We start from the raw sequence: 25,739 nt of genomic DNA, 5'->3' as shown, positions 1-25,739 counted from the left end.
CTTTATTCTTTCAACAACTTTTGAATACGGTTTATAATGGTGCCGTCTTCAAAATACTTATAAAGATCTTCGCCGGGGCACACGGTTTGGTCAGAATGATCTTTGTGGGTAGCGATGGAATCGGTGGGTACTTCATATTCTTGTGCTAACCAGGCACTTAAATGAGCAATGGCCTCAATCTGCTCGGGCTTGATTTTCTGCACTTCATAATTGCCCATTACATTAATCAGGGCATGTCCGGTTGGATCATACTCTGTATTTGTATCACCCGGGTATTGCAAAGGGCGGGCTTCGTAGATATTACCATCCAGGTCGATGCAGAAGTGATAGGGGATATCCATCCAGTTTTTATCATCCTGGCTGAACTTTTGCAGGTTACGCATGTATTCCATCGGATCTTTGTCCTTACCAAACTCTACCCCGCCATGATGAATGGTGACATACTTAATTTCATGAGTTTCTTTCTCGCCGACGGGGGCTTTACCACCCCATTGATCTTTGGTAATTATTTCAGGTTTTTCTACCTGCATTGTTTGTAAAGTTAATAGGGCGATGAAAATTGAGATGGCTGAGGTCAAAGAGAGAAATTTCATAATTGCAGATCAGGTTTATGTTCTTTCGGATAAAGTATTGCCAATCCCGATGAATCGAAAGAGATTTTCCGGCACATAAAAAAGCCTCAACCCAAAAAGGGAAGAGGCTTAAATTTTAAAGGAAAAATATGGCTTAGGCTGTTTCCAGCATTTTCTTCAGCGTGATGCCGATTTCAGCCGGGCTTTCAACAACTGTGATACCCGCTTCAGCCAGAGCTTTCTTTTTCTCCTGGGCAGTTCCTTTTCCACCGGAAATAATGGCACCGGCATGACCCATTCGTCGTCCGGGAGGCGCTGTTGAACCTGCAATAAATGCCACAACCGGCTTATCACAATTATCTTTGATCCATTCCGCAGCTTCTTCTTCAGCCGTTCCGCCAATTTCACCGATCAGTACAATGGAATCGGTATCCGGATCATCGTTCAGCATTTTAACGGCATCGAGGTGCGTGGTTCCGATAACCGGGTCACCACCAATTCCGATAGCGGTACTTTGGCCGAGTCCTTCTTTGGTCAGCTGATCTACGGCTTCATATGTGAGCGTACCGGAGCGGGAAATCAACCCAACTTTACCGGGAGTAAAAATGCTGCCGGGCATAATTCCGACTTTAGCTTCACCCGGAGTAATAACACCCGGACAGTTAGGGCCTATTAAAGTGGCGCCATGACTGTTTACAATTTGTTTGGCCACGATCATATCTTTAACCGGGATGCCTTCAGTAATACAGATAATTACTTTTATACCAGCAAAGGCAGCTTCCGTGATGGCATCGCCTGCAAAGGCAGGGGGTACAAATATTACGGAAGTGTTGGCATCAACTTCATCTACGGCTTCAGCCACAGTATTAAAAACAGGTCGGTCTAAATGGGTCTGTCCGCCTTTTCCGGGAGTTACACCACCAACAACGTTGGTACCGTATTCCATCATTTGTCCGGCATGGAAGCTACCCTCGCTTCCGGTAAATCCCTGTACAATCAGGCGGGTATCATTTCCAACTAATACGCTCATTTTGTCTTTTTTGAGGTTCAAATTTGGGGTTGGGAATATAGCATCTCTGCCTGCGAATTGAAATGCTTATTTGTTAAGGAAAGTTTCAGGTTTGGTGATCGCCATATTAGGAAGGGAATAAAGCGCTACCATTCATTGATTGTTATAGTCAGAGTTGTAATAAAACGTTCACCAAAAATAAAACCAAGAATACCGAAGATACCGGCAAAAATCAGGAAGGGTATTTCATCATACCACCTTACAATAGAACCAAAACCAATAAGCCATGCAATCATTTGTGCGATTAAAGCGCCAAGTAAAGCAGAGATAATGGTATGCTTGATTCGTTCAATAAAAGAAGGTGCTTTTCGCAGGCTGTTCTCGTCAATGTTAATATCACTCATAACAAGACAAATTTAATGGTGTGTACATGAAACAAAATTTATTGATTCTATGTTGGTCAATTTAAAAGAGTTAAAGAAACAGAAAAGTTTAATCATAAAATATCAAACAAATGAGCTTGAAGAATAAAACGAAGAAAGAATTGCAGAACAGAGTGAAAGAACTGGAAGGTATTATTGCAAAGAAGGGGATTGGGTCCGACTATTTATCTAAGGCTGAGCGCATTCAGCGGGATGTAAACCTGGCGCTGATCTTAGGCGGAACGGCAGCGCTTATCGGAGCCACCGCCTGGGCACTGCTGAAAAGCACTGAAGAATAAACCATACGTTATCGGATGGGGAGGCATTCTTTAAAAAATGTTTCCCCTTTCTCTATTTTCTGGATTTTTCACAAGCAGGCACTATATTCACCCTGCTAAGTTTTTTACCTGAGTATTAACAAATCAAAGATTCCATGAAACGACTTTCGAGTTTATTTTTGCTATTTCTAACCACTGCCTTGTTTACGGCACAGGCTCAGACTACTCCCGATGGAGAATCTGAAGCTATGTTTGGCTTTGCCCAGGCAGTTTCTATTTCAAATGGTTTTGTATTTATCGGTGAACCGTCTAATAATCACCAGCCCGGAGCGGTTTATATTTTTGCGAAGTCCGGCGAAGAGTGGGCACAAGAAACCATGCTAATGGCCGACAATGGGATGATTGGTGACGGTTTCGGTTCTTCGGTTTCAGCCGATGGAAAATATGTACTGATTGGCGCTCCGGATATGAATGATGGCCATGGAGCGGCTTTTGTGTTTGAACAATCGAATTCAGGAAGCTGGACACAGACCGGGCAGTTTACTTTACCGGCTGACACCGTTGAAAGTTCGCTGGGTTCAAGTGTAGTCCTCAAGGGAGATCACGCTTATGTTGGAGCTCCTGATCACGGAAATGGCAAGGGAGCGGTATTTGTATATCGCCTAGCCAACAACGGTCAATGGATGGAAGTTGCCAGCGTTATGAATCCCGATACAGCCGGTTCAAACTTCGGTTCAAGTCTGGCAGTAGATGGAATGAATTTAGTAGTTGGTGCTCCACAGCGGGAGGGAGGCACGGTTCACGTATTTAATAATGATGGCTCCGGAAGCTGGAACCACACCGCAACTCTGACAAGCGACCAAACCACACAGAGAAGTCAGTTTGGCAATGCACTGGCCATTCATGGAGATCAAATTCTGGTAGGCGCTCCGAGAAATGCTGGCGCATCCGGAACCGTATTTGTTTATCGTAACGAAGATGGAATGTGGAATGAAAGCGGACGCCTGGTAGCCTTTGACGGTCAGGCAGGCTATCTGTTTGGCGGGTCTATCACATTTGTGGAATCAGGTGTATGGATAGGAGCTCCGAATGCCAATGAAGGCAGAGGAACCATATATCAGTTTAATATGGACGACAATGGCATGTGGATCGGAGCTTCCAAGATGGCAATGGCTGATCAGGAAAAAGGAGATTATTTCTCAGGTACACTGGATGTGGAAGGAAATGTTGCAGTAGCCGGATTGGTGGGAGCTGATTACGGAGCCGGATCTGCAGCCATCCTCGAAAGAAACGCAGAAGGAATGTGGACCACTCAAAACCTCGTAATTGGCAAAGGCGGAAATGTCCTGAAACCAATTACCAACGGACGTATTGATTGCAGCGACGGTAAAGCCGATCAATTCGGATGTAGCAATGTAGATCTGATTTCCTTCATGCCAATAAGTGCTATTGGTGGAGAGCGAGGAGTTCGTCTTAACGATATGTGGGGCTGGACTGATCCGCTCACCGAAAAAGAATATGCAATTGTAGGCCGGAATGAAGGGACTTCTTTTGTAGATATCAGTGACCCGGCTAATCCTATTTATGTTGGAAACCTGCCTATGACCGAAGGCGCTCGTGCCAATGTGTGGAGAGACATCAAAGTGTATAAAAACCACGCTTATGTAGTGGCAGACGGTGCTGGAGAACATGGAATGCAGGTGCTTGACATGACCCAATTGCGTGAATTTGCCGGAGAGCCATTACAGCTTGAAGAAACCAATCACTACGATAAAATTCACAGTGCGCACAACGTAGTCATAAATGAAGAATCCGGATATGCCTTTATTGTAGGAAGCAGCGGCGGTGGACAAACCTGTGGCGGCGGACTGCATATGGTGAATATTCAGGATCCGGCTAACCCTACTTTTGCAGGATGTTTTTCTGATCCTTCAACAGGCCGTAGCGGAACCGGGTATTCTCACGATGCTCAGTGCGTAATCTATGACGGACCGGATGAAGAACACAAAGGCAGCGAAATCTGCATCGGTGCAAACGAAACAGCTATCAGTATTGCGGATGTAACCGACAAAGAAAATCCGGTTGCACTTTCTACTGCTTCTTATCCTGATTACGGTTATGTACACCAGGGCTGGTTGACAGAAGATCACCGCTATTTCTTCCAGAATGATGAGCTGGATGAATTGATGGGTAAAGTAGATCAAACCCGAACCATAGTTTGGGATGTAACTGACCTTGATGATCCACAGTTTGTGCGTGAGTATTTAATTGAAAACGCATCTTCTGACCACAACCTTTATATCAAAGACAATATGATGTACCAGTCTAACTATGTAAGTGGATTACAGGTTATTGATGTTACCGATCCTGCCAATCCACAGAGAGTTGGTCACTTTGATACGCATCCGTTCACCAAAGACGCCCCCGGTTTCTCCGGAACGTGGAGTAACTACCCGTACTTCAAGAGTGGTGTAGTAGTGATGACCAGTGGACGTGAAGGATTGTTTATTTTGGAAACAAACCAGCAGGCGATCAACCAGTAAAAGACAATAAATTTGATCAGGCAACTTTATGTATTCTCATCTGAGATCAACATGAAGTTGCCTTTTCTTTTATAACCAATCTAAAATTAAATGAGAGTTCGAATGCAGTCAGTGTACAGGTTACTATCGGTGATAGGCATATTTGCCATTTCAGCTTTTTTGGGAACAGCTTTACACGCCCAACAAAGTACGGAAGGGCAGCGGATTTACGTCTGTAACCAGGGGGAGGCAACGCTTTCGGTTATTGATGTAGCAACAAATTCTTTGATAGAAACCATCGACCTGCAGAAACTCGGTTTTTCTAAAAACGCCAAACCGCATCATGCTATAGCCGATTCCGATGGCTCACACTGGTTTGTTACCCTGATTGGTGAAAATAAAGTACTGAAATTCAATCGTGATAATGAGTTGGTGGATGAAGCCGAACTGGAAGTTCCGGGACTGATGGCCATGCACCCAACCAAAGATTTCCTTTTTGTAGGCCGGTCGATGAGTGCCGTGAACCCGCCTCAGAGTTTTGGATTGATAGGTCGGGCAAATATGAATGTTGAGGAAGAAGTGGATTTATTCTTCTCCAGGCCGCACGCTCTTGCAACTTCGCCGGATGGTAAATTCACTTATATAGCGAGTTTATCTGCTAATCAAATTCTGGCAAGAAATAACGATACAGGGGAAACCGAACTCACCATGCTGGAGGGAAACAACCATGTATTGGTGAATTTTGCTATTTCACCGGACGGACAAACCATGGTGGCAACCGGTCAGGTTTCGGGGAAACTATTGGTCTTTGACCTGTCAAACCCGTTGAAGCCCCAATTGACGGATGCCATTTCCGTCAATGCACAGCCGTGGCACCCGGTGTATTCTTCCGATGGCAAACGGGTCTATTTTGGAAACAAAGGCGCCCATACCGTCACCGTTGTGGATATGGAAAACAAGAAAGTTGAAAAAGTGATTGAAGGTAACGGCTTGGCACAACCTCACGGAGCCGTGCTTTCAGCGGATGACAAGTATTTATATGTGACGAATAACAATATGGACGGCACTTATATGCCCGAAGGTAGCTCTGATGAAGATGGATATACCGGAACAGTGGTCATCATCAATACAGAAACGCTGACGATTGAAAAAGTCATCGAAACCGGCATGAATTCAACCGGAATAGGAACCCGCATTTGGTGATGAATATAATTCAAAAGCTCCGATTGAAAATACCTCATTTTTCTTTGGCTCTGTTACCGTTTGTCGTTTTGTTTCTGATAACCGGCTGTGCGTCGTTGCAAAACGCCGGAACAAGCAATTCAGAATCAGAGAGATATCGACAACACATCAGCCCGTTTGTGGTATATGCAGAAGACGGAACAGCTATCGACCATCCCTTTATTGGCGGTTTTAATGCACCAAGGCCTCAATTTGCCGATATAGACGGTGATGGCGATCCTGACTTTTTTGTGCAGGAGCAGACCGATGAGCTGATGTTCTTTGAGCATCTTGGTAACAATACTAAAAGTCCGTTGAAGTGGAGATCCAATAAATTTCAGAACCTGGATATCGGAGAGTGGTTCCGTTTTGTGGATATGGATCAGGATGGGGATTTTGATTTATTGGCCGAACAGCCCTACAGTTACATCCGCTATTACCGGAATGAAGGTGATGCGGAAAATCCAAATTTTGTACTGGCCGCTGATTCCCTGAAGGATGTAAACGGCGAGCCTATCTTCTCTGACCGGCAGAATATCCCCAATGTCACCGACATAGATTGCGACGGTCGCCTGGATCTGTTTATAGGAAGTCTGGATGGTACATTGGCGCGATACGAATCAGTGGGCAGAGATGAAAACCAAATTCCGCGCTTCAAACTGGTAACCAAGCGGTTTGAGGATATAGAGATCGTAAAGCAGTTTGGTACTATGCACGGGGCCAACACCATGGCTTTTATGGATATCGATTCGGACGGTGATCAGGATTTATTCTGGGGTGATTTTTTCGAGCCGAGTATTCTGCTCATCGAAAACACAGGCACTTGTGAAAATCCGGATTTCAGGGGCGAACCCAAGCCGTTTCCGCCCTCCAATCCGGTTCAAACCAGCGGGTATAATGCTCCAACTTTAGCCGACTGGGAAGGGGATGGCGATGTGGACCTGTTTCTGGGCGTTTTGGGCGGGGCCTACAATGCCAACCTTACCCTTAGTGACAACCTGTATTTCTTTGAACAAGAGGAAGGGGATTTCAGCCTCCAAACCACACAGTTTATTGATATGATCGATGTAGGAGATGAGAGCATCCCTGCTACCGGCGATCTGGATGGTGATGGAGATTTGGATTTACTGCTGGCCAATAAAATCGACCCCTCCAACCAAAACACATCCGTTATTTACCGATTTGAAAACCGGGGCACAACCTCAGCTCCGGAATTTCACCTGACCGGAACCCTTGATCTGCCCACTGCTTACCATTATGCGCCTGTGCTTACTGATTTGAATGGCGACGGTCTCGACGATCTTCTGCTTGGCAACTGGAAGGGAAACATTGCCTTGTTTACGAATACCGGAACTGGATTTAAGCTTGAAACTCAAACCATAGCGGAACTGGAAAGAGGCAGTAATGCTGTACCGACTCTAGCCGACATTGATGCCGACGGAGACCTTGACCTGATAGTGGGGGAGTCAGGCGGTGGGTTACAGCTCTTTCGTAACATTGGATCGGAAGGCAGCCCGGAGTTTAGTTTGGAGAAAGAAGCTTTCCCGAATGTGGAAGTTCAGCACCGGAGTGCCCCTGCTTTTTATGACATAGATGGAGATGGGGATCTTGATTTATTTTCAGGGAGTAAAATCGAAGGTATTGTGTTTTTTGAAAACACCGGGACACCAGAGCTGCCTCAGTTCACTAAAAAGCCGATGCCCTTTGAGGTAGCCACAGCCCAGCTCACAGCTCCTCATTTTACTGATTTAGATGGCGACGGCATCGCTGAATTCATTGTAGGAACCCGAGGCGGCGGGTTACTTTTTTATAAGAAGTAATCAAAGCCGATCCAATACTGACCGGATGGGAAGGGAATTATAGCATAGCTCAAGTCATCCCTTGGTTAATACTTGGGATCTTGTTTTTTGAGAGCGGAAAGGAGATCAGACCTTAGCTTTTTGTCGGCTCAATGAAAACATGGTAGCCGATTTCATCAAAGTACCTGTCCAAAAGCAATGTCATACCCATCCGGGTCCTGAATCCCAAACTCCAGGCAGCCATAGTCTTTTTCCTCCAGGTGGTAGTCAATTTCAGCACCCGATGCCACCAGCTCATCATAGAATTTTTTGGCGTCATCTATCCAGAAGTAAACATTCCACATGTTTTGTACCACTTTGTAGTGGGGAACGATATGGCGTTCATCCTCGACCCGGCTGAGCATCAGGTTGAATCCATTACGATGAAGAATGCAAAATCCGGGAGGTTCACCCCAAAACCGGTCGTAGCTGAAGCCAACTTTATCACGATAATAATTGGCTGATTTCTCAACATCTTTAACCAACAATATGGGGGCACTACCTGTTATTCTTGCATTATCCATTGGTAATCCTTGTCAGGCTGTTGGGTTTATCAGGTAAAACAGAAATGGGAGTGTTTTAAAGAAGTAGCGAAATTAATATCAAGCAGTCAAGTTTCTGTTTCACTCTATCCAGCCTGTTTCGATTATTCGGGGCGTCTTAATGAAACACTTTTAGACACTTTTGCTGGGTTTTATTTCCATAACCCTAAAACAGTTCGAGCTTTATCGATCAACTGTTTTTTGGGATGATGTTGGAAATGATAATTCATAAAACTTACAAATCGATACCCCTCTTCATCAAGTATTTCCACATGCAGACTTTTACCGTCTAACTGAATTCGTCTATCAATCGGTTGATTAAGTAATTCAATAAAACCTGATTCAAACACAAGGTTTCGAATACTTCGGATTGCTTCACTGTACGCTTCTTTAATTAAGCATCCGGATCGTGATCCAAAGTCATTTGAAACTGTGCGTATGTCAGAAGTACAATTCCACTTCTTATAGAGTTCTTTTCTACTTTTTTGCCTGGAATTATTGATCCATGTGGCATACCATTTACCTGATATCTGATCTGATTCGATACTTATATTTAAAAATCGTGCTGCAAAACTATGGGAAAGGGGTCCCCACAATCTTAAATGAGTTGTACCTGAGTACTCAGTTTCACTCAAGATGTCAACTCCAACAGCCTCTGCAAAAGCATTAAATGAGATAAGTCTTGAATTGACAACTGTTGTATCACCTGCTGTAATTGTCACTTGTTGCCGGGCGAACAAAGTATTCGAATACAAGAAAAGCAATAGAAATATTGATTTAGAAATTATCTTCAGCATCAGATTCTGATAAAGGTATAACATAATAGTATGCAACAGGGCCTATCTTATGAGAATTCGGTAAACATCCAACATTTGTAAGAATGAAGTAAGAGTAAGCTATGACACACGAACCTCCTGCAAACCGTTCTACGTTCAACATTGGATGTTCCGTGTTGGATGTTCTTAACCTATTCCACCATAATATCCCCGTAGGATATCATCTGCTGATTGGCACTAAAGATGTACACCCGGTTCAGCCCGCGGGCTCCCTCAGGATTTCCAAACTCCGAGAATTCGATGGGGTTGATCTGAAAAGTAGTGAGTCCGGGCTGAAGTGTTTCAAAATCGGTGTAGAGCGTGCGGAAAGTGTTGTCTTGCAGCCTCACCAACACTTCCAAACCGTTTACGGATTGTACTCCCGTCACTTCCACCTCAAACTGGATGGCCTGATCGGTGGTAACCGGGTTGGGGTAGGGAGGTACGATCTCAATGAGTCCCTGGAAAAGCGGGGAAGTGCGCCAGTCGTCCTCATCCAGGTTCTGTACCGCACCCTGATTGGTGGTTTCGGTATAATTCCGGGGCTGGGCATAGGCTTCCTTTTCGAAGTCGCGCTGGGCATCATTACGGGTACAGCTCATCAGCAGGAGCAGCGAGATCAGTAAAAACGGAGAGGTAAAAAACTTCAGCATAAAATGGCACGAACTCGGCGTTCATTACGTTCGAATTTCAGGAAACAAACCGTATCTTTCCCTCACTGAAAATACAAAACATTCACCATAATACTACGATGCTTCATATTGCCGGAATAAAAAACTGCAACAAGATCAGAGATACCAAAAAATGGATGGACGAACACGACGTTGAGTATGAGTTCATTGATGTAAAAAAAGACCCGTTGACGCGAGATGAGCTGAAGGAACTGGAGTTTAAGGTGGGACTAGAGGTATTGGTGAACAAACGAGGCCGCAAGTGGAGAGATTTAGGCCTGGCCGATAAAGATCTGTCAGAAGAGGAATTGTTTGAGCAGCTGCTGGAAAACCAGGTGATGATCAAGCGGCCGGTGCTTATGAAAGATGAATCGGTGCTGGTGGGCTATGACGAAGAATCGTTTGAGGCTTTTATAGCCGAAGAGGAACCGGAGGAGAAATAATTGTCCGAATCCTGCCTTTTGGCAAACTGACTTTATGACCAGAATCATTCTCCCCATATTACTATTTGTGTTGACGGCTCCCGCTTTCGGACAGCACACCTTTCCGGATACCAGCTCCACACCCCCAACTATGGATGAGCTTTTTTCGGTGAAGGAAACCTTCCGGTACGAAGTGAAGTATGGGTTTTTGAAGCTGGGTTGGGTGAATGTTGAACTGTTGAGCGACACCACTTATGAAGGGCGGGAACTGAATCACATCCTTACAGAAATTGAGTCGAATCCATCCATTCCTTTTGTAGGAGATGAGCTGGACCGGTTTCACAGTTTGTTTTATGTGAATGAAAAAGGCCTGCCGGTAGAAGTGAAGTACTGGAAAGATAATATTGATGAAGGGGAGTATGATGAAATTCAATACTGGTTCGATCGGGATATCGGCAAGGTGTACTACATCGAAGAAGACGATTCCCGGGATACGCTTGATCTGGAAGATCCCGCTACCTCAGGTCACCTCATCTTTTATTTTTCACGCCTCTTTGCCGGGAGCGAGGAAGATTACACCCTGCCGGTGTATGTGACCAAGAAAAAGGGATACATTTACGCTGATAACTCTCTCAAAAAAGAAAAGCGAAATTATGCCTCCTTTGACGGCCCGATACAGGCTTACCTGATGAACGGAACCACGGAGAATATTGAAGGCCCGTTTGGCTTCTCCGGCGATTTCAGAGCCTGGTTTCTGGATGATGATCTCCGGGTGCCGCTGGAAGCAAGGGTGAAGGTATTATGGGGAAATGTAATCGTACGAATGATTGAATACACACGCGAAGAATTATGAAACAGGTATTAATTAAAAAACTGGATCACGCCAAAGACTTGCCGCTTCCAAACTACGAATCGGTGGCCGCTGCCGGAATGGACGTGCGCGCTGCGGTGGAAACACCCATCGTGATTAAACCTGGAGAACGGACCTTAATCCCGACCGGATTGCAGATGGCCCTGCCTGAAGGGTATGAAGCTCAAATCAGGCCACGAAGCGGGTTGGCCATCCGAAATGGTATTACCATGCTGAACGCTCCGGGAACCATCGATGCGGATTACAGGGGAGAAGTGAAAGTGATAGCCATTAACCACGGAGAGGAGGAGTTTGTGGTTAATCATGGAGATCGAATTGCCCAGATGGTGATTGCTCCGGTTACACAGCTCCCGCTGCTGGAAGTAGATGAGCTGGATGAAACGGACCGAGGAGAAGGCGGGTTTGGCAGCACCGGCGTTGAATGAATTGAACACCCAACAAGGAACAACCAACACTGAACGTTGAAGGATTATCTACAGAACCTTCAAGCTTGTTGAAAGAAGTCATCAATACAAACCTTAATGTTCATAATGTTCAAATTTGTTGCTGACAGCTGAAGTCTGAAAGCTGACGGCTATATTTATGACCAAAAACCTCCGCCCGTACCTTAACCTCATAAAAGAAAACAAAGATTTTCGTCGGCTTTGGATTGCTCAGTCGATATCGAATTTCGGGGATTGGTTTGGACTGCTTGCCCTGTATGCCATCATCGGTCGTTATTCCGATTCCGAATTTCTGCTTGGGCTGATAATCGTTGTTAAAATGTTGAGCCTGGCTTTGTTCTCACCCTTCGCCGGCTATTTAGCCGATCGCTTCAACCGCAGGAAGCTGATGATCTGGTGTGATTTACTGCGTGGGGTAGCTGTTGTCGGAATTATATTTGTAGATTCTGCCGCCACACTCTGGCTGGCTTATGTTCTAACCGCTGTACAGATGATGCTTTCCGCCGTCTTTGAACCGGCCAAGACCTCCTCCATCCCCAATGTTACCTCCGAGGGTAACCTCACCAACGCCAATATTATTTCAACGGCCAGCTGGAGTATTATTTTTACCACGGGGATGGCCATTGGTGGTTTTGCTACCGAATGGCTGGGAACGACCAATGTACTGATTCTGGATGGCTTCAGTTATGTGATATCGGCGTGGTTTGTGTATAGGGCTGTCATCCCTCAGAAGAGGCTTTCGAAGGAAGAAATGTACCGTACCCGTAACCCGTTTAAGGGCATTAAAGAAGGACTCAGTTACCTGGTGAAAAACCGCCACATTCTTCGCCCCTCGTTGGCAAAAGGCACATCCACGGTGTTTCTGGGAGGCCTTGTATATCTTTTGATCATTGTCAGTGAAGAAGTGCTGATGATGGGAAGTATTGGCTTGGGATTGTTGTATGCCGCCCGGGGATTTGGAACAGGAATCGGCCCCATTATAGGCCGCAGGATCTTTCGAGAAGAAAAAGACTGGGTGCTGTTGATGGGGCTCGCTATTACGTTTTGCGGGGTGATGTACTTGGTGGTAGGGGTGGTAAACAGTATTGGGCTAATGCTTTTATTCGTGCTTTTTGCCCATGCAGCTTCCGGAGCCAACTGGGTTTCCAGCACCGTACTCCTTCAAAAACGAACACAGGATACCTTTCGCGGACGAATATTCAGCACAGAATGGCTGCTTTTTACCATTGGGAATTCCTTTTCGGTGGTCATTGCCTCCCTGATCCTGGAAAGCGGTCTGATGACCGTTAAACCGCTCATCATGGTATATGGAGGAGTGATGGCGCTCGCCGGCATCTTATGGAGCTTCACCATCACACCCAACGAAAAAGCTTGGCGGCTGAACACCCAGCAAGGAACATCGAACGCAAAAAGTAAAAACTTCTGAGTTCAATGTTGGGTGTTCCTTGTTCAATGTTCTATCAGTCTTCCGGAAGATTAAAGTCGATCACATCCGGGCGGTAATCACCTAACAGGTGCTCAGCAAAGTAATGCCACATCATGCGCTGGAAGTAGGGATTGTAGGGTCCAAATCCATGCCGGCGGCCGGGTAAAATCATCATGTCAAAACGCTTACCGGCTTTGATGAGGGCGTCAGCCAGGCGGATGGTATTAGCAGGGTGAACGTTGTTATCCATATCGCCATGAACCAGAAGCAGGTGCCCCTTAAGGTTTCCGGCCAGTTCGGCATTCGATTCAATGGGCGCGTCGAAGGTAATTTCTTCCTTCTCCACTTCCACACTGTCTTCGTTCATTTCCTTCACGGTCTTGCGCTTCTCTTTCACACCGTTATGAACTTCACTCCACCAAATATTATAGATGTTGTTGTCGTGATTCCCAGCTGAGGATACAGCCACGTCATAAAAATCTGGATAGGTGAGGAGCGCAGCGGTACTCATAAAGCCACCACCGGAATGCCCGAATATGCCCACTTTGTCCTGATCAATAAAAGAATGGCGGGAAGCCAGTTGTTCTATGCCATATTTATTATCTGCAAGGGGATAATCACGCATATCTCCATAACCAAAGTTGTGATAATATTTGGAGCGAATCGGGCTTCCCCCGCGCTGACCAAAAGCTACAACCACAAATCCCAGTTGCGCCAGCGATTGATTTCTCCCGGTGGAACCGGTTACGGAAAAACTGGTAGGGAAGGGTTCGGTCTGTGGACCGGGATATACATAACTGATAATCGGATAGTCCTTTTCAGGATCAAAGTCGAAGGGTTTCCACATTACACCATACAAGTCGGTAGCACCATCGGCAGCTTTTACGGTAAACTCTTCCGGCGCGCTCCAGCCAATATTCTCGGCAGCCGACATATCCACTTGTTGTAGCTCCAGAATAGCTTCGCCGTTTCCATTTCTGACAACCGTTTTGGTAGGCATATCTACCCGTGAGTAGTTATCCACGAAGTAGTTTCCATCTTCAGAGGCATTGATATTATGATTGGCATCTTCCGGTGTCAGGTGGCGGAGTCTTGAGCCGTCAAAACGAACGGAGTATAGATTTTCGAAATAGGGGTTTTGTCCTTCTTCTCGCCCATAGGCTGTGAAGTAAATGGTTTTGGCAGATGTGTCAATTTTAGCAATATCCCCTACGGTATAGTATCCGGAGGTAACCGCATTTTTCAGGTTTCCTTCCGAATCGTAGCGGTAAAGCTGTCCCCATCCGGTTCGTTCACTCCACCAGATAAATTCTTCTCCTTCGTTAATGATTCCCAACTGCGCATAACGCGTATTGAAATAGGGCTTACTTTCTTCCGACCACAGCACTTCAACATCACCGGTTGTGGTATTGGCTTTCAGCACATCAATCTTGCTCCAGGTTCGGTCGCGGCGCAGAATGTAGAGGTAATCCGACTTTTGGGTTTCCCAAATTCCGCCATCATTAAAATAAACACCACCCAGCGACTGATCTTCCCATTTGTCAGTATCCAGGGTTACGGAAGTCTCACCAGCAGGATCAAATACTTTGATTTCATCCACATAAATATCCTCTTCACCCGGCATCGGGTACTTATAGGTCTCGAGCTCCGGTCGTTTACCAAGCGAGTTAATCACCCAAAGCTCATCCACTTTTCTTTTATCCTGACGCTTCACCCATAGTTTCTCCGAGTCTTCAAACCAGTTGGCACGAGAACGCAACCTTTCGTTTGAGGTGGTGTCACTATCATCAGCCTGATAGCTGAACCACAGCTCACCATCATCGGTAAGCTGAATCTCGGTACTGTCTTCATCATCAGCCCGCATTACATACAGGTCGTGATTTTTAGCAAAAGCAATCCAGGTGCTGTCCGGGGAATAGGTAGCCCAGTCTTCTTCTTTTTCCTCACTTAAAGAGTCGCCCTTCACCAAACGGTTTCCATTCAGGTTAAAGGTGAAATTGATGCTGTCTACATGAAAGGTGAATCGTTCTTTGTCGGTGTCGTAATCGAAATCATTCAGGGCAAGATCTTTGGAGTTGAAAGGGCGGTTGAATGTCTCAGATAGCTGTGCTGCAAGCTCATCACGGTCAAACAGTTCTCTTTGTGAACCACGGGCGGCATCCACAAAATACCAGTTTGTGCCTTCGGTATTTTCAAAGGGATACCAGAAAGTATCCGTGTCTTCAATCCATCGGGGCCAAACGAAGGTATCACCGATGAGTTTTTCCATTTTCTCTCCGGTAAAGCGTTCAGCGGCTTCAAAATTGGCCTGGGCAAAGGCGTAGGAGGTTCCAATGATCAAAAGTATAAACAGGGAAAAGAGATGTTTCATAGAATCTGAATAAAATTACCGTGGATATTTGCACGCTTAATTAAAGAGATATTTTTGTAAAAAATTCATAATAGTTCAGCGAATTTTTTAAAAAGGAATTGCACAGAAAAAGCCGGCCTCCACTGGAAACCGGCTTCTATTAATAAATTGAAGTAATTAAAAGATATGTCATCTCTGGCCTGACCAGAGATCTCCCTAATACACTCATCAGGCCTAAACAGGCAGATCGCGGATAAAGTATTTCCGCGATGTCGATCAGCCCTAAGAAAAAGCTCTGAGAAGGTCCACGCGTTCACAGAACATTGGCGCGTTCTATGGTAGAAGAACCAAGAACCGGGCAACGCCTGGAGGACTTACAGACGCTCCAAGTTACCTTCAACGTTCAGCCTTGGATGTTCCTTGTTGGATGTTCAATCAATCTTCCGGCAGATTCATATCCACATTACTTCGGTAATCACCCAAAAGGTGCTGAGAGAAGTAATACCACTTCTGACGCTCAAAGTATGGTTGATAAGGTCCGAAGCCATGGCGGCGGCCGGGCAGTATCATCATATCAAAACGCTTACCGGCTTTGATGAGGGCATCAGCCAGGCGTAGCGTATTCGCCGGATGAACGTTGTTATCAATGTTACCATGAACTAACAACAGGTGTCCTTTCAGGTTGCCCGCCAAATCTGCATTCGATTCAATCGGCCCGTCAAAAGTGATTTCTTCTTTCTCCACTTCCACACTGTCTTCGTTCATTTCTTTGACAGTCTTGCGGGTTTCTTTCACACCGTTGTGAGTTTCGCTCCACCAGTGGTTATACACGTTATTGTCGTGATTACCGGCAGAAGAAACCGCCACATCATAAAAATCAGGAAAGGTGAGCAGCGCGGCCGTACTCATAAAGCCACCACCGGAGTGTCCGTAAATTCCAACCCGGCTTTGGTCAATAAAAGAATGGCGCGAAGCCAGTTGTTCGATACCGTATTTATTATCAGCCAGCGGGTAATCTCTTAAATCACCATATCCGTAGGTGTGATAATAGCGGGAGCGAACCGGGCTGCCACCACGATTTCCAAACGCCACTACCACAAAGCCAAGCTGAGCCAGCGCCTGATTACGGCCGGTATAACCCTGCAGCGAAAAGCTGGTTGGGAAGGGTTCGGTCTGTGGACCGGGATATACATACGAGATAATGGGGTAAGACCGGGTAGAGTCGAAGTCGAACGGTTTCCACATTACACCGTAAAGATCGGTGGCTCCGTCAGCGGCTTTAATCCTGAATTCTTCCGGGGCTTTCCAGCCAATGACTTCAGCTTTACTCATATCCACTTCCTGAAGGGTCAATGTCACTTTTCCATTGCGGTCACGAAGAACCGATTTGGTAGGCATGTTGACGCGGGAGTAGTTATCTACGAAATAGTTGTCTTTATCCGACTCAGAAATGCTGTGATCAGCATTTTCCGGGGTCAGGTGTTTGAAATTCGAACCATCAAAACGAACACTGTACAGATGCTCGTAGTAGGGGTGATCACCATCACGGCCATAGCCTTCAAAGTAAATGGTTTTGGCGGTTGTGTCTATTTTCACAATATCGCCCACTACAAAATTACCGGAGGTAATCCGGTTCTTCAGGTTGCCTTCAGAGTTGTACCGATAAAGCTGACCCCATCCGGTACGCTCGCTCCACCAAATGTATTCTTCACCATCATTGATAATGGCCAGATCCTGGAAACTCCAGTTGAAATAAGGCTTGCTGGTTTCACTAAGCAGAACTTCGGTTTCCCCGGTTTCGGTATCGCCGATCAGGATGTCCACTTTATCGGAAGTTCGGTTTTCACGGTAGATATATAATTTGTCGGAGGGGGTGGATTTGTAATCACCGGTCTGATGATCCCCGTAGTTGGCTCGCAGCTCCTGGTCTTCCCATTTATCCGTATCCATGATCACTCGCTCACGGCTCGCTATATCAAAAACTTCAATCTGAGGAATGCCAATTTCTTCCTCACCGGGCATGGAATACTTATAGGTTTCCAGTTCAGGTCGTTTTCCCAGACTGTTTATCACCCAAAGCTCATTTACTTTACGGTCATCGGTACGTGTGATGTATAGTTTGCTTTCATCATCAAAAAAGTTGGCATTGGTTCGCAGGCGCTTGTTGCTTGTGGTATCGCCTTCATCAGCCTGATAGCTGAACCAGCGCTCACCGTCATCGGTAAGTTGAATTTCGGTGCTGTCCTCATCATCCGAGCGCATCAGGTAAAGATTGTGGTTTTTGGCAAAGGCAACCCAGGTGCTGTCGGGGGAGTAGGTAGCCCACGGTTCCCGTTCTTCTTTTTCGAGAGAATCCCCTTTAATTAGATCATTTCCATTCAAATTATAGGTGAACTGAATGCTGTCAACATGAAAAGTAAAGCGTTCTTTGTCGGTGTCGTACTCAAAATCTTTCAGGTCCAGGTCTTTGGCATTAAAAGGACGTTCAAAAGTTTCAGCCAGCTGTGAAGCCATTTCCTCTTGGTCAAAAAGCAATCGCTGGGAGGGACGCTCGGCATTTACGAAATACCAGTTTTTACCTTCATCGTTTTCGTAGGTGTACCAGAAATTATTGGTGTCCTCAATCCACCGGGGCCACACCGAAGTATTACCAATAAGTTTCTCCATTTTATCACCGGTGAAGCGTTCAGCGGCCTCAAAGTTGGCTTGTTGAGAGAAGGTTGCAGTAGAAGATAAAGCGGATATAAATACGGCTAAAAAAGCTGATTTCAGTAGTGTTGTATGCATAAATGTTACCTGGATGTTTAGATTAGGCGTCCAATAAACGACTTAATTTTGTAAAACACTGTCATAATTGAGGGGCAGGTATAATTTTTCTGTAGAAACGAAAAGGGAGAATACCTATAAGTGGAAACGGAAGTTTAACTATTGCAACTTTTTCTTTTCAGCTTTGAAATCTTCGTCAGTCATAAGTCCCTGCTGCCAAAGACCGGTGAGGTATTCCAGCTGGTCCATAGAGCCGGGTTCGTATTCCGGTTCCCGGGGTTTGGCTTCTTTCTCAGCTGCAAGTCGTTTAAGCTCGGCTTCAACGGCTTTTTCTATAGATTGGCTGATGGCTTCCGGGTTTCTAAGTCCGATAAGCTCAACTTCACGGCCACTGGTTTTGATGATAACGGAGCCCACCCCAAAGTGCTTCTCACCGGCTACCGCCTGACGGATATCGGACAGATCAATATTTTGGGATATATGTCCGTCAACCACGGTTATCTTCCGGTCAGTGATGGTATAGGAAATGGATTTATGCGTCTTCCGGGTTTTCCAGATCAGGTACATTCCCACTAAGGCCGGGATCAGAATCACCCCAAAAAAATATTGCCAGAAAAAAGCTTTCCAGGAGGGAGTGAGGGTGATGGATTTTTGGTTGTTACTCATAACAGGTTTTACAGATTATATACTCAAAAAATGATGGGTAAATTCGTATATTTTACCCAAACAACGTAGCCATAGTTAATAAAATTCGCATACTATTGAAACCCTGGAAATACGTAGTAGCCGGCTGGATGACCCTCGTTATCGCAGGCGGTTTTTTGATAGAAATTCCTGACATCCCCATTCTCGAACAGACGGCACGCAACATCTTTTTTCACGTACCCATGTGGATGACGATGTTCGTTCTCTTTTTGATCAGCTTTTGGTACAGCATTAAATATTTAAATGAGCCGGAAATCGAGTTTGATATGAAAGCCTCATCGGCGGCGACGGTGGGTGTGGCTTTTGGCGTATGCGGATTGTTGACCGGCTCGCTCTGGGCACGTTTTACCTGGGGATCGTGGTGGACGTTCGCCGAACCAAAGATGAACCTGGCTGCACTGGCATTGATGATATATGTGGCTTATTTCATGCTCCGGTCGGCTTTTGATGACGAACAGAAACGCGCAAAATTAGCCGCCGTTTACAATATTTTTGCAGTTACCACCATTCCTTTTTTGTTGTATGTGGTTCCGCGACAATTAACAAGCCTGCACCCGGGAGCAGATGGAAATCCTGCTTTCAGTGAGATAACAGCCGATGAACTTCGCTATATTTTATACCCGGCATTTATCGGATTTATAGCTCTTGGATACTGGATCTACGATGTGGTTCACAGGTATAAAAAGGTTCAATTCGAGATCGATAATTCGTAAGTTTACAGTCTAAAATAAATTCAAAAATTGATGCAAGAAGATTCACTCACTGCCGTTGACACCCTCACCCAAGCTTACTCTGATAACTGGAGCGGAGCACCCGGGGCGGAAGAGGCCGGCGCATTTATTCAATTTATGTCTTCAAACGAATTAATATATGTAGTGTTGGGAGTGAGCCTGATTATCTGGCTGGTACTCCTGTTTTTTCTATTCCGGGTAGATAAGAAAGTGAGCAAACTGGAAGAACAAATTCAATCATCAAAAGACGCATGAAACCAAAACTGATTATAGGAATTGTAGCCATTGTTGGGTTTACCTCTCTGTTGATGTACAACTTTGGTGAAAGCATTAGTACCTACACAACCTTTGAAGGCGCAACTGAAATGAGCAGTGCCCATATCCCCGGAACCTGGGATGAAGAAAAAGGAGCTGAATTTTCTCTGGAAACCAGAAAATTCGTTTTCTACATGAAAGACGAAGACGGCGTTTCTAAAAAAGTGGTGTACTCCAAGCCCAAGCCCAATAATTTTGAACAGGCTGACCAGCTGGTTGTCATCGGTGAAATGAGAGGCGATACTTTCTACGCAAACGAGATGCTGATGAAGTGTCCGTCTAAGTACAACGATGCCGACCCAAGTCAATTCAGTGAAGCTTCTCAGGGATAACGCAAATCTATGTTAGGAACCATTGGTAAAATCCTGATCTCCGCCTCTTTCGTTACTTCTTTGGCGGCCATGATCTTCTATTTCATTTCAGCTAACCGGGACGAAAATCGTACTCTTCGTGCGGGTAACTGGCTGTTTGCTGCAAAAACTACTTTTCTCGTCGTTGCTTCAGGCATTTTGGTGTACCTGATCTTCCAGCACCAGTTTCAGTACTATTATGTGTTCAATTACACCAGCCTTGATTTAGCGCCACGATATCTTTGGTCTGCTTTTTATGGCGGACAGGAAGGCAGCTTTATGCTTTGGATTCTGATTTCCGCCTTCTTTGGTTTTGGGTTGATGAAATGGACGCGAGCCCCCTATAAAGCACCGGTGCTGTTCTTCCTCACGCTTACGCAGGTATTCCTGCTGTCAATGTTATTAGGCTGGGATGTTTTTGGGTTGAAACTGGGAGCATCTCCATTCCGAACCATCGCTGAAGAGATGCCCAACGCTCCGTTTCTGCAAGCTAATCCTGACTTTGTTCCACAGGATGGGAGCGGATTAAATGACTTGCTTAAAAGCCCCTGGATGATGATTCATCCACCCATATTATTTGTCGGCTTTGCGATGATGACCATTCCGTACTGCTTTGCCATGGCCGCGCTGTGGAAGCAAAAGTATAATGAGTGGATTGGCCCGGCACTTCCATGGACCCTAAGCGCAAATGTAGCTTTACTGACGGCCATTTTTCTCGGAGGATATTGGGCGTACGTCACGCTCTCCTTTGGTGGATACTGGGCCTGGGATCCGGTTGAGAACGCATCCCTGGTCCCCTGGTTAATCGGGACGGCGGGCATTCACACCATGATTATTCAGCGGAAAAGCTCCATAGCTCAGAAGTCATCCATTCTTTTTGCTATTCTGGCTTACGTAGCGGTTGTCTATGAAACCTTCCTGACCCGATCCGGAATTCTGGGAAGCTCATCCGTACACAGCTTTGTGGATCTTGGATTGTATAATCAGCTCCTGGCATTTATGCTCGTTGTAACACTATTGGGACTGGGGCTGTTTTTCTGGAGATATAAAGAACTTCCGTCTCCCGAAAAAGAATCTAAATTCCTCAGCCGGGAGTTTATGACGGTAACCGGGGCTATGCTTTTACTTATCCTTGGTTTGGTAATTATTCTTGGAACCAGCTCCCCGATCATTGGAAAGCTGTTTGTTGAGAATCCAACCCCACCGGAAATCAGTTTTTATAACGACTGGAGTATGCCCATTGCCATGGTTATGGCGATTTTCACCGTGTTGGGGCAGTATCTGTTTTGGAAGAAATATGACGCTGAATCACTGGCTTCAGCTTTAATTAACCCGCTGTTGGTAACCAGTGCCGTAACCATTCTCTCCATTATTCTTGGAGACGTACGGAATATCTATTACATGGTGTACCTGTTCTGCGGATATTTCGCTGTGGTAGGGAATGCCTGGGTGATGGTTCGCCTTGCTTTTCAAAATCCCAAACTTGTTGGTGGATCACTTACTCACGTGGGCTTTGGATTATTGTTGGTGGGAATTTTGGCATCATCAGCGTACAACTCCTATCTCGTGGATCAAAAAACAGCCAATTACAATGCTGCAGTTGAACAGGGAGAGGTAACTGACGAGCAAGGCTTCAAAGTCACCCAAAAAGAGGAAATGCTATTACTGAACCTGAATGAGCCCGTGCTCGTTGATAACCGATATATGCTGACTTACGAAGGGTATGAGCTGGATAATTCGGTGCGTCGCGGTCAGCAAACCTACCGAATCAAGTTTGAACCGGTTGACGGCGGCAAGCCTTTTTATATGAACCCGGAAGTCTATCCGATGCTTACCACTTCCACCGCCGAAAACATACAGTGGTCGGTAGATCCCGATGTGAGAACAGGATTGCTTAGTGATATCTATCTATATGTGGGTGGTAGTTCGTATGTACAGGAGCAAAACGACCGTGCTGCTGAAAACCGAAGCATGATGCAGAATGCAGCCGCTCAGGATACCACCGCCGAGGATTCTCCCGAAGTTCAGAAGATTAAATTCAACCCGGGTCAAACCGTTGATGTGGGTAAATTCAAAATCAGGTTTGTGGACTACGCCCGAACCGATACTTCGGAATTACCTCCAAATACCTCTATTGGCGTACGGGCTCAGGTCGAGTTGATACATCCGGCAAGCAGCAGGATTATAACTCTTGAACCATTATTTGCCGTTTATAGTCAGGATGGACAAAGCTACATTTACTCTCCACCGGCACGAATTCCTGATTTTAACCTGGAGTTTCAGTTCACGGAAATCAATCCCCAGGAAAACAACATTGAGTTAACCATAACCGGCCTCGAAGAAGAATATGAGCCGGAATGGGTACTAATTGTAGCCGATGAGAAACCCTTTATATCGGTAGTTTGGGCCGGCACCTTTATTCTAATGGCTGGATTTAGCATTTCTATTTTCCGACATTGGGGCAGAGAAAGGAAGAAGAACGCTGAGTAAAGAACATCGAACATGGAACACCGAACGTTTAAAACCAGAGTATGAGAGCATGTATTAGTAAGTATTTCAGGCAAAAAAATACTTCAGCGTTCGTTGTTGGATGTTGGGTGTTCCTGCTGATTTTTACGGTAGTATTTTCGGTTGAAGTTCAAGCGCAGGTTCAGCAAAAAGAAGATTTTCCATCACCTAAAGGGGCATTCTTTCGGTCTTTGGTAGTTCCGGGATGGGGACATTATTACGCTGAAAACGATAACTGGAACCGGGGTAAATATCATTTGGCGGGAGAAGTAGTGCTGGTGCTCTCATATTTTGGATTAGATGCTCGTGCCAATTACCTGGAACAAGATTATTTCACCTTTGCTGAAGCCCGCGCTAATACCGATTTATCAGGCAAGTCGAGAGATTTTATCATTGCAGTAGGAAATTATGACAACCTTGCTGCCTATAACGATGCCCAACTCCGGACCCGAAACTGGGATCAGGTTTTTCCTGAGTCATCCGAATACCAATGGAACTGGGAAAGCACTCAACATCGCTTTCAGTATCAGGATGCACGGGAACGGGTAGAGCGTAACCGCAGTCAGCTGCCAACGTTGGTTGCCCTGATGGTGGCTAATCGCTTGGTAAGTGGAATCAGTGCCTTCATCCATGCCAGAGATCTTGTCGATAACACCCCGGAAGCCAACTTCAGCTATGTGAATACTTTTGGTGAACCAGGGATAACAGCCAATCTTCGATTCAACTTCTAAGCTTTTCTACGGTTCGTTACCAAATTTAGTAACATCCTTAAACGAACTAATTCAGGGCAGGAAGTTTTTGCAAAAAATGAACTCTGGTTCCTTGAAAAACGCTTCCAAAAGCCCTAATCTGATGAAAATTAAAACTGAAAATAACCGGACAAAATGGACGTAAAGAAAGTAGCTGTGATAGGCGGCGGAACAATGGGAAATGGAATTGCGCATGTATTTGCAATGAATGACATTTCCGTGAATCTCATCGAAACCAAACAGGAATTTGCGGATAAAGCCGTAGCGACCATAGAGAAAAACCTGGATCGCATGGTGAAGAAAGAAAAGATCGATGAGGCTAAGAAATCAGCAACAATGGATGGAATCAGCATCTTTCTGGATGTTGAAGAAGGGGTGAAAGATGTTGACCTGGTTGTTGAGGCTGTTCCCGAGAATTTTGAGATCAAGAAAACAGTTTGGGAAAAAGTCGATAAAGCTGCTCCCGATCATGCTATTCTGGGATCAAATACGTCCTCTATTTCCATCACCAAGCTGGCGGCTTTAACATCCCGCCCGGAGAAGTTTATCGGGATGCACTTCTTTAATCCCGTTCCGGTAATGAAGCTGGTTGAGATTGTACGCGGACTCCAAACCGATGATGAAACCTATGAGATAGTTAAAGAGACATCAGAGAAATTAAATAAAGTTCCGGTTCCCGTGAACGATGCTCCCGGTTTTGTAAGCAACCGCGTGCTGATGCCCATGATTAATGAGGCCATCTTTTGCGTAGGAGAGGGAGTAGCCACAGCCGAACATGTGGACGAAGTAATGAAGCTGGGAATGGCGCATCCGATGGGTCCGCTAAGACTGGCAGATTTTATCGGTCTGGATGTATGTCTAGATATCCTGAACGTGCTGTATGAAGGCTTCAAAGATCCTAAATACCGTCCCGCACCGCTGCTGGTCAAAATGGTAGATGCCGGCAAACTCGGCAACAAAACCGGCGAAGGGTTTTACACCTACGACTGAGTAAGCTAAGCCTGATTTTTAAACCAGTTGGTCATTGCTGTAGATGTTAGGTAATTCGAGGAGCCGGCTTAGCCAAACGCAGGAACCGTATGCATAACGACGAAGCAATTTCCCGGTAACGGCAAAGAGTCCTGACAAGGAGATCGCCGCGTCGAATACCTATTTGATCCTATAGCAAAACCAGGCTCCTCGCGATGACAAAAAAAAAGAACTTCCGGCTAGGTAATAGGTCTTTGTTATGAAATGTTTTTTTAAAGACATCTCAAGAAAAGATTCCTTTTCAAAATGTTACGCTTATACTAATCAAGCCAATCTTTCAATCCCATAAATCAAGGTTCAAAAACTTAGGAACCTTGATTGGCTTGATTTCAGGATTACCATGATTGTCATTCAGAGCGACAGTGCCTGTCTTCCGTAGGTAGGATGAACCTTTGTTATGAAATACTTACCAGCCAGTAAGAGCAAAGATCTTTCAGGAGTACCCTCAGGATGACTCTTTTTTACTTGCACCGACGCTCTGCGTCGTTGCCAATTCGAGCGGATACAATTACGCTGCTACCGAATCATCGAGTATTTCATCAGCCAGGTAAATAACCCGGTTGGCTTTAAGGAGTAAATCCTGAAGCTTTCGGCTTACCAGATGCTGAACTTCTTCCAGGCTTTTGGGCGAAGTCAGTTCGTATTGGAAGTAAGAGATAAGGTTAATGGCGGAGAGGTAGCGGCCGTTCTCATCCCCGTCAATTTCGATGTGCCAGCGGGTAATGATATCGTCTTTAGCCAGCAGCTCATTTACTTTTTTGCTAATGGATTCCATCCACCGGCTGGCTTTTTCGATACGGTAATTGCCGGCTTCTCCGGGTATTTCGGGTTGACAGCGGTCGATATCAAACAGCCAGCTCATTTCAACGTCAATGGTAGGAGTGACGGTTGATTTAGTCAGGGTTTCAATCTTGAGAAACGGATGACTATTCATACCTTCCAGCTCTTTGGCCATAGTTGTTTCTCTAAAGCTGTCCCAGTCAAAATTAATGGAAAGCGAATTCATGAAGTTTGAAACTTTGTCCAGACTAATGATTAATTCTAATCCGGTGGCATGAATCTTATTATCTTCCCAGGTCCTGAATTTCTCGGCTTTAATCCCTCTTTTCCCCAATTGTGATTCTACGGTATTTACGATAGAATTAAATATTGGATAATGCATTAAACCTGTATTTTCCCCTCAA

At 45.4% G+C, this 25,739-nt stretch carries 24 protein-coding genes; 14 read left to right on the top strand and 10 right to left on the bottom strand.

All coding sequences use genetic code 11. From position 1 onward, the window contains the following. Positions 1–2: 2 nt before the first annotated feature. The 3 genes from JJ941_RS06595 to JJ941_RS06585 form a co-directional block, all read right to left on the bottom strand. Positions 3–530 (bottom strand): peptidoglycan recognition family protein, encoded by a 528-nt coding sequence (locus JJ941_RS06595; RefSeq protein ID WP_290963018.1) that lies wholly within the window; start codon positions 528–530, stop codon positions 3–5. Positions 531–726: 196 nt separating this feature from the next. Then, positions 727–1,602 (bottom strand): succinate--CoA ligase subunit alpha, encoded by an 876-nt coding sequence (gene sucD / locus JJ941_RS06590; RefSeq protein WP_255132118.1) that lies wholly within the window; start codon positions 1,600–1,602, stop codon positions 727–729. Between the two features lie 125 nt (positions 1,603–1,727). Beyond that, positions 1,728–1,985 carry a hypothetical protein gene (locus JJ941_RS06585; protein WP_290963016.1) on the bottom strand — a complete coding sequence of 86 codons (258 nt, stop codon included), beginning with the start codon at positions 1,983–1,985 and terminating at the stop codon, positions 1,728–1,730. A gap of 110 nt (positions 1,986–2,095) precedes the next feature. Between JJ941_RS06585 and JJ941_RS06580 the strand changes: the two genes are divergently transcribed. From JJ941_RS06580 to JJ941_RS06565, 4 genes are all read left to right on the top strand, one after another. Next, positions 2,096–2,302, top strand: a complete 207-nt coding sequence (locus JJ941_RS06580; RefSeq protein ID WP_255132116.1) for a hypothetical protein — start codon at positions 2,096–2,098, stop codon at positions 2,300–2,302. Positions 2,303–2,436: 134 nt separating this feature from the next. Further along, positions 2,437–4,824, top strand: a complete 2,388-nt coding sequence (locus JJ941_RS06575) for a choice-of-anchor B family protein (protein ID WP_290963013.1) — start codon at positions 2,437–2,439, stop codon at positions 4,822–4,824. Positions 4,825–4,914: 90 nt separating this feature from the next. Then, positions 4,915–6,006 (top strand): YncE family protein, encoded by a 1,092-nt coding sequence (locus JJ941_RS06570; RefSeq protein ID WP_290963011.1) that lies wholly within the window; start codon positions 4,915–4,917, stop codon positions 6,004–6,006. Positions 6,007–6,029: 23 nt separating this feature from the next. Continuing rightward, positions 6,030–7,844, top strand: a complete 1,815-nt coding sequence (locus JJ941_RS06565) for a VCBS repeat-containing protein (protein ID WP_290963009.1) — start codon at positions 6,030–6,032, stop codon at positions 7,842–7,844. Positions 7,845–7,999: 155 nt separating this feature from the next. Here the strand turns inward: JJ941_RS06565 and JJ941_RS06560 are convergent, their stop codons facing one another. The 3 genes from JJ941_RS06560 to JJ941_RS06550 form a co-directional block, all read right to left on the bottom strand. Then, on the bottom strand, positions 8,000–8,386 hold the full coding sequence (locus JJ941_RS06560) for a VOC family protein (protein ID WP_290963007.1): 387 nt from the start codon (positions 8,384–8,386) through the stop codon (positions 8,000–8,002). A 170-nt stretch (positions 8,387–8,556) separates the two neighbouring features. Next, positions 8,557–9,201, bottom strand: a complete 645-nt coding sequence (locus tag JJ941_RS06555; protein WP_290963006.1) for a hypothetical protein — start codon at positions 9,199–9,201, stop codon at positions 8,557–8,559. Between the two features lie 170 nt (positions 9,202–9,371). After that, positions 9,372–9,872, bottom strand: coding sequence for a hypothetical protein (locus JJ941_RS06550; RefSeq protein ID WP_290963004.1), 501 nt, complete (start codon positions 9,870–9,872; stop codon positions 9,372–9,374). A gap of 98 nt (positions 9,873–9,970) precedes the next feature. Between JJ941_RS06550 and JJ941_RS06545 the strand changes: the two genes are divergently transcribed. The 4 genes from JJ941_RS06545 (at position 9,971) to JJ941_RS06530 (ending at position 13,052) form a co-directional block, all read left to right on the top strand. Continuing rightward, positions 9,971–10,333 (top strand): arsenate reductase family protein, encoded by a 363-nt coding sequence (locus JJ941_RS06545; RefSeq protein WP_290963002.1) that lies wholly within the window; start codon positions 9,971–9,973, stop codon positions 10,331–10,333. A gap of 34 nt (positions 10,334–10,367) precedes the next feature. Further along, positions 10,368–11,165 carry a DUF3108 domain-containing protein gene (locus tag JJ941_RS06540; protein ID WP_290963001.1) on the top strand — a complete coding sequence of 266 codons (798 nt, stop codon included), beginning with the start codon at positions 10,368–10,370 and terminating at the stop codon, positions 11,163–11,165. After that, positions 11,162–11,608: a dUTP diphosphatase gene (dut, locus tag JJ941_RS06535; protein WP_255132086.1), complete on the top strand. Its 447-nt coding sequence runs from the start codon at positions 11,162–11,164 to the stop codon at positions 11,606–11,608. The genes JJ941_RS06540 and dut overlap by 4 nt, the downstream gene beginning before the upstream one ends. A gap of 157 nt (positions 11,609–11,765) precedes the next feature. Further along, a complete protein-coding gene (locus JJ941_RS06530; RefSeq protein WP_290962998.1) occupies positions 11,766–13,052 on the top strand; it encodes an MFS transporter in 1,287 nt (428 codons plus the stop codon). 34 nt (positions 13,053–13,086) lie between these two features. Here the strand turns inward: JJ941_RS06530 and JJ941_RS06525 are convergent, their stop codons facing one another. The 3 genes from JJ941_RS06525 to JJ941_RS06515 form a co-directional block, all read right to left on the bottom strand. Next, positions 13,087–15,423, bottom strand: a complete 2,337-nt coding sequence (locus JJ941_RS06525) for a DPP IV N-terminal domain-containing protein (RefSeq protein ID WP_290962996.1) — start codon at positions 15,421–15,423, stop codon at positions 13,087–13,089. 414 nt (positions 15,424–15,837) lie between these two features. Then, positions 15,838–18,189: a DPP IV N-terminal domain-containing protein gene (locus tag JJ941_RS06520; protein WP_290962994.1), complete on the bottom strand. Its 2,352-nt coding sequence runs from the start codon at positions 18,187–18,189 to the stop codon at positions 15,838–15,840. Between the two features lie 138 nt (positions 18,190–18,327). Beyond that, on the bottom strand, positions 18,328–18,834 hold the full coding sequence (locus JJ941_RS06515; RefSeq protein ID WP_290962992.1) for a hypothetical protein: 507 nt from the start codon (positions 18,832–18,834) through the stop codon (positions 18,328–18,330). Between the two features lie 95 nt (positions 18,835–18,929). On the opposite strand from JJ941_RS06515, the gene JJ941_RS06510 reads away from it, so the two are divergent. The 6 genes from JJ941_RS06510 (at position 18,930) to JJ941_RS06485 (ending at position 24,516) form a co-directional block, all read left to right on the top strand. Then, positions 18,930–19,586, top strand: a complete 657-nt coding sequence (locus tag JJ941_RS06510) for a cytochrome c biogenesis protein (RefSeq protein ID WP_290962990.1) — start codon at positions 18,930–18,932, stop codon at positions 19,584–19,586. Positions 19,587–19,616: 30 nt separating this feature from the next. Next, positions 19,617–19,859 (top strand): CcmD family protein, encoded by a 243-nt coding sequence (locus tag JJ941_RS06505; RefSeq protein ID WP_290962988.1) that lies wholly within the window; start codon positions 19,617–19,619, stop codon positions 19,857–19,859. Then, on the top strand, positions 19,856–20,251 hold the full coding sequence (locus JJ941_RS06500) for a cytochrome c maturation protein CcmE (protein ID WP_290962986.1): 396 nt from the start codon (positions 19,856–19,858) through the stop codon (positions 20,249–20,251). The genes JJ941_RS06505 and JJ941_RS06500 overlap by 4 nt, the downstream gene beginning before the upstream one ends. Before the next feature lie 9 nt (positions 20,252–20,260). Further along, the gene (gene ccsA, locus JJ941_RS06495; protein WP_290962984.1) at positions 20,261–22,759 is read left to right on the top strand and encodes a cytochrome c biogenesis protein CcsA; all 2,499 of its coding nucleotides are present in this window, start codon (positions 20,261–20,263) and stop codon (positions 22,757–22,759) included. Positions 22,760–22,800: 41 nt separating this feature from the next. Then, complete coding sequence (locus JJ941_RS06490) at positions 22,801–23,508, top strand: hypothetical protein (RefSeq protein WP_290962982.1); 708 nt, start codon at positions 22,801–22,803, stop codon at positions 23,506–23,508. Positions 23,509–23,661: 153 nt separating this feature from the next. Then, positions 23,662–24,516 (top strand): 3-hydroxybutyryl-CoA dehydrogenase, encoded by an 855-nt coding sequence (locus JJ941_RS06485; RefSeq protein WP_290962980.1) that lies wholly within the window; start codon positions 23,662–23,664, stop codon positions 24,514–24,516. Positions 24,517–25,063: 547 nt separating this feature from the next. On the opposite strand, the gene JJ941_RS06480 is transcribed toward JJ941_RS06485, so the two are convergent. Beyond that, the gene (locus JJ941_RS06480; RefSeq protein ID WP_290962979.1) at positions 25,064–25,717 is read right to left on the bottom strand and encodes a hypothetical protein; all 654 of its coding nucleotides are present in this window, start codon (positions 25,715–25,717) and stop codon (positions 25,064–25,066) included. Positions 25,718–25,739: the final 22 nt, after the last annotated feature.

It is taken from the genome of Gracilimonas sp. (genome assembly GCF_017641085.1).
GTDB lineage: Bacteria > Bacteroidota > Rhodothermia > Balneolales > Balneolaceae > Gracilimonas.
The sequence above is the reverse complement of the archived record's forward strand: the minus strand, read 5'-3'. Positions and strand labels throughout refer to the sequence as shown.

Bases quoted from the DNA above. Each gene is read 5' to 3' on its own strand.
- JJ941_RS06500 (WP_290962986.1), top strand. From the start codon at position 19,856: ATGAAACCAAAACTGATTATAGGAATTGTAGCCATTGTTGGGTTTACC.
- JJ941_RS06480 (WP_290962979.1), bottom strand. From the start codon at position 25,717: ATGCATTATCCAATATTTAATTCTATCGTAAATACCGTAGAATCACAA.
- JJ941_RS06550 (WP_290963004.1), bottom strand. From the start codon at position 9,872: ATGCTGAAGTTTTTTACCTCTCCGTTTTTACTGATCTCGCTGCTCCTG.
- JJ941_RS06575 (WP_290963013.1), top strand. From the start codon at position 2,437: ATGAAACGACTTTCGAGTTTATTTTTGCTATTTCTAACCACTGCCTTG.
- JJ941_RS06560 (WP_290963007.1), bottom strand. From the start codon at position 8,386: ATGGATAATGCAAGAATAACAGGTAGTGCCCCCATATTGTTGGTTAAA.
- sucD (WP_255132118.1), bottom strand. From the start codon at position 1,602: ATGAGCGTATTAGTTGGAAATGATACCCGCCTGATTGTACAGGGATTT.
- JJ941_RS06485 (WP_290962980.1), top strand. From the start codon at position 23,662: ATGGACGTAAAGAAAGTAGCTGTGATAGGCGGCGGAACAATGGGAAAT.
- JJ941_RS06585 (WP_290963016.1), bottom strand. From the start codon at position 1,985: ATGAGTGATATTAACATTGACGAGAACAGCCTGCGAAAAGCACCTTCT.
- JJ941_RS06490 (WP_290962982.1), top strand. From the start codon at position 22,801: ATGAGAGCATGTATTAGTAAGTATTTCAGGCAAAAAAATACTTCAGCG.
- JJ941_RS06555 (WP_290963006.1), bottom strand. From the start codon at position 9,201: ATGCTGAAGATAATTTCTAAATCAATATTTCTATTGCTTTTCTTGTAT.
- dut (WP_255132086.1), top strand. From the start codon at position 11,162: ATGAAACAGGTATTAATTAAAAAACTGGATCACGCCAAAGACTTGCCG.
- JJ941_RS06570 (WP_290963011.1), top strand. From the start codon at position 4,915: ATGAGAGTTCGAATGCAGTCAGTGTACAGGTTACTATCGGTGATAGGC.
- JJ941_RS06525 (WP_290962996.1), bottom strand. From the start codon at position 15,423: ATGAAACATCTCTTTTCCCTGTTTATACTTTTGATCATTGGAACCTCC.
- JJ941_RS06545 (WP_290963002.1), top strand. From the start codon at position 9,971: ATGCTTCATATTGCCGGAATAAAAAACTGCAACAAGATCAGAGATACC.
- JJ941_RS06515 (WP_290962992.1), bottom strand. From the start codon at position 18,834: ATGAGTAACAACCAAAAATCCATCACCCTCACTCCCTCCTGGAAAGCT.
- JJ941_RS06520 (WP_290962994.1), bottom strand. From the start codon at position 18,189: ATGCATACAACACTACTGAAATCAGCTTTTTTAGCCGTATTTATATCC.
- JJ941_RS06580 (WP_255132116.1), top strand. From the start codon at position 2,096: ATGAGCTTGAAGAATAAAACGAAGAAAGAATTGCAGAACAGAGTGAAA.
- JJ941_RS06540 (WP_290963001.1), top strand. From the start codon at position 10,368: ATGACCAGAATCATTCTCCCCATATTACTATTTGTGTTGACGGCTCCC.
- JJ941_RS06530 (WP_290962998.1), top strand. From the start codon at position 11,766: ATGACCAAAAACCTCCGCCCGTACCTTAACCTCATAAAAGAAAACAAA.
- ccsA (WP_290962984.1), top strand. From the start codon at position 20,261: ATGTTAGGAACCATTGGTAAAATCCTGATCTCCGCCTCTTTCGTTACT.
- JJ941_RS06505 (WP_290962988.1), top strand. From the start codon at position 19,617: ATGCAAGAAGATTCACTCACTGCCGTTGACACCCTCACCCAAGCTTAC.
- JJ941_RS06595 (WP_290963018.1), bottom strand. From the start codon at position 530: ATGCAGGTAGAAAAACCTGAAATAATTACCAAAGATCAATGGGGTGGT.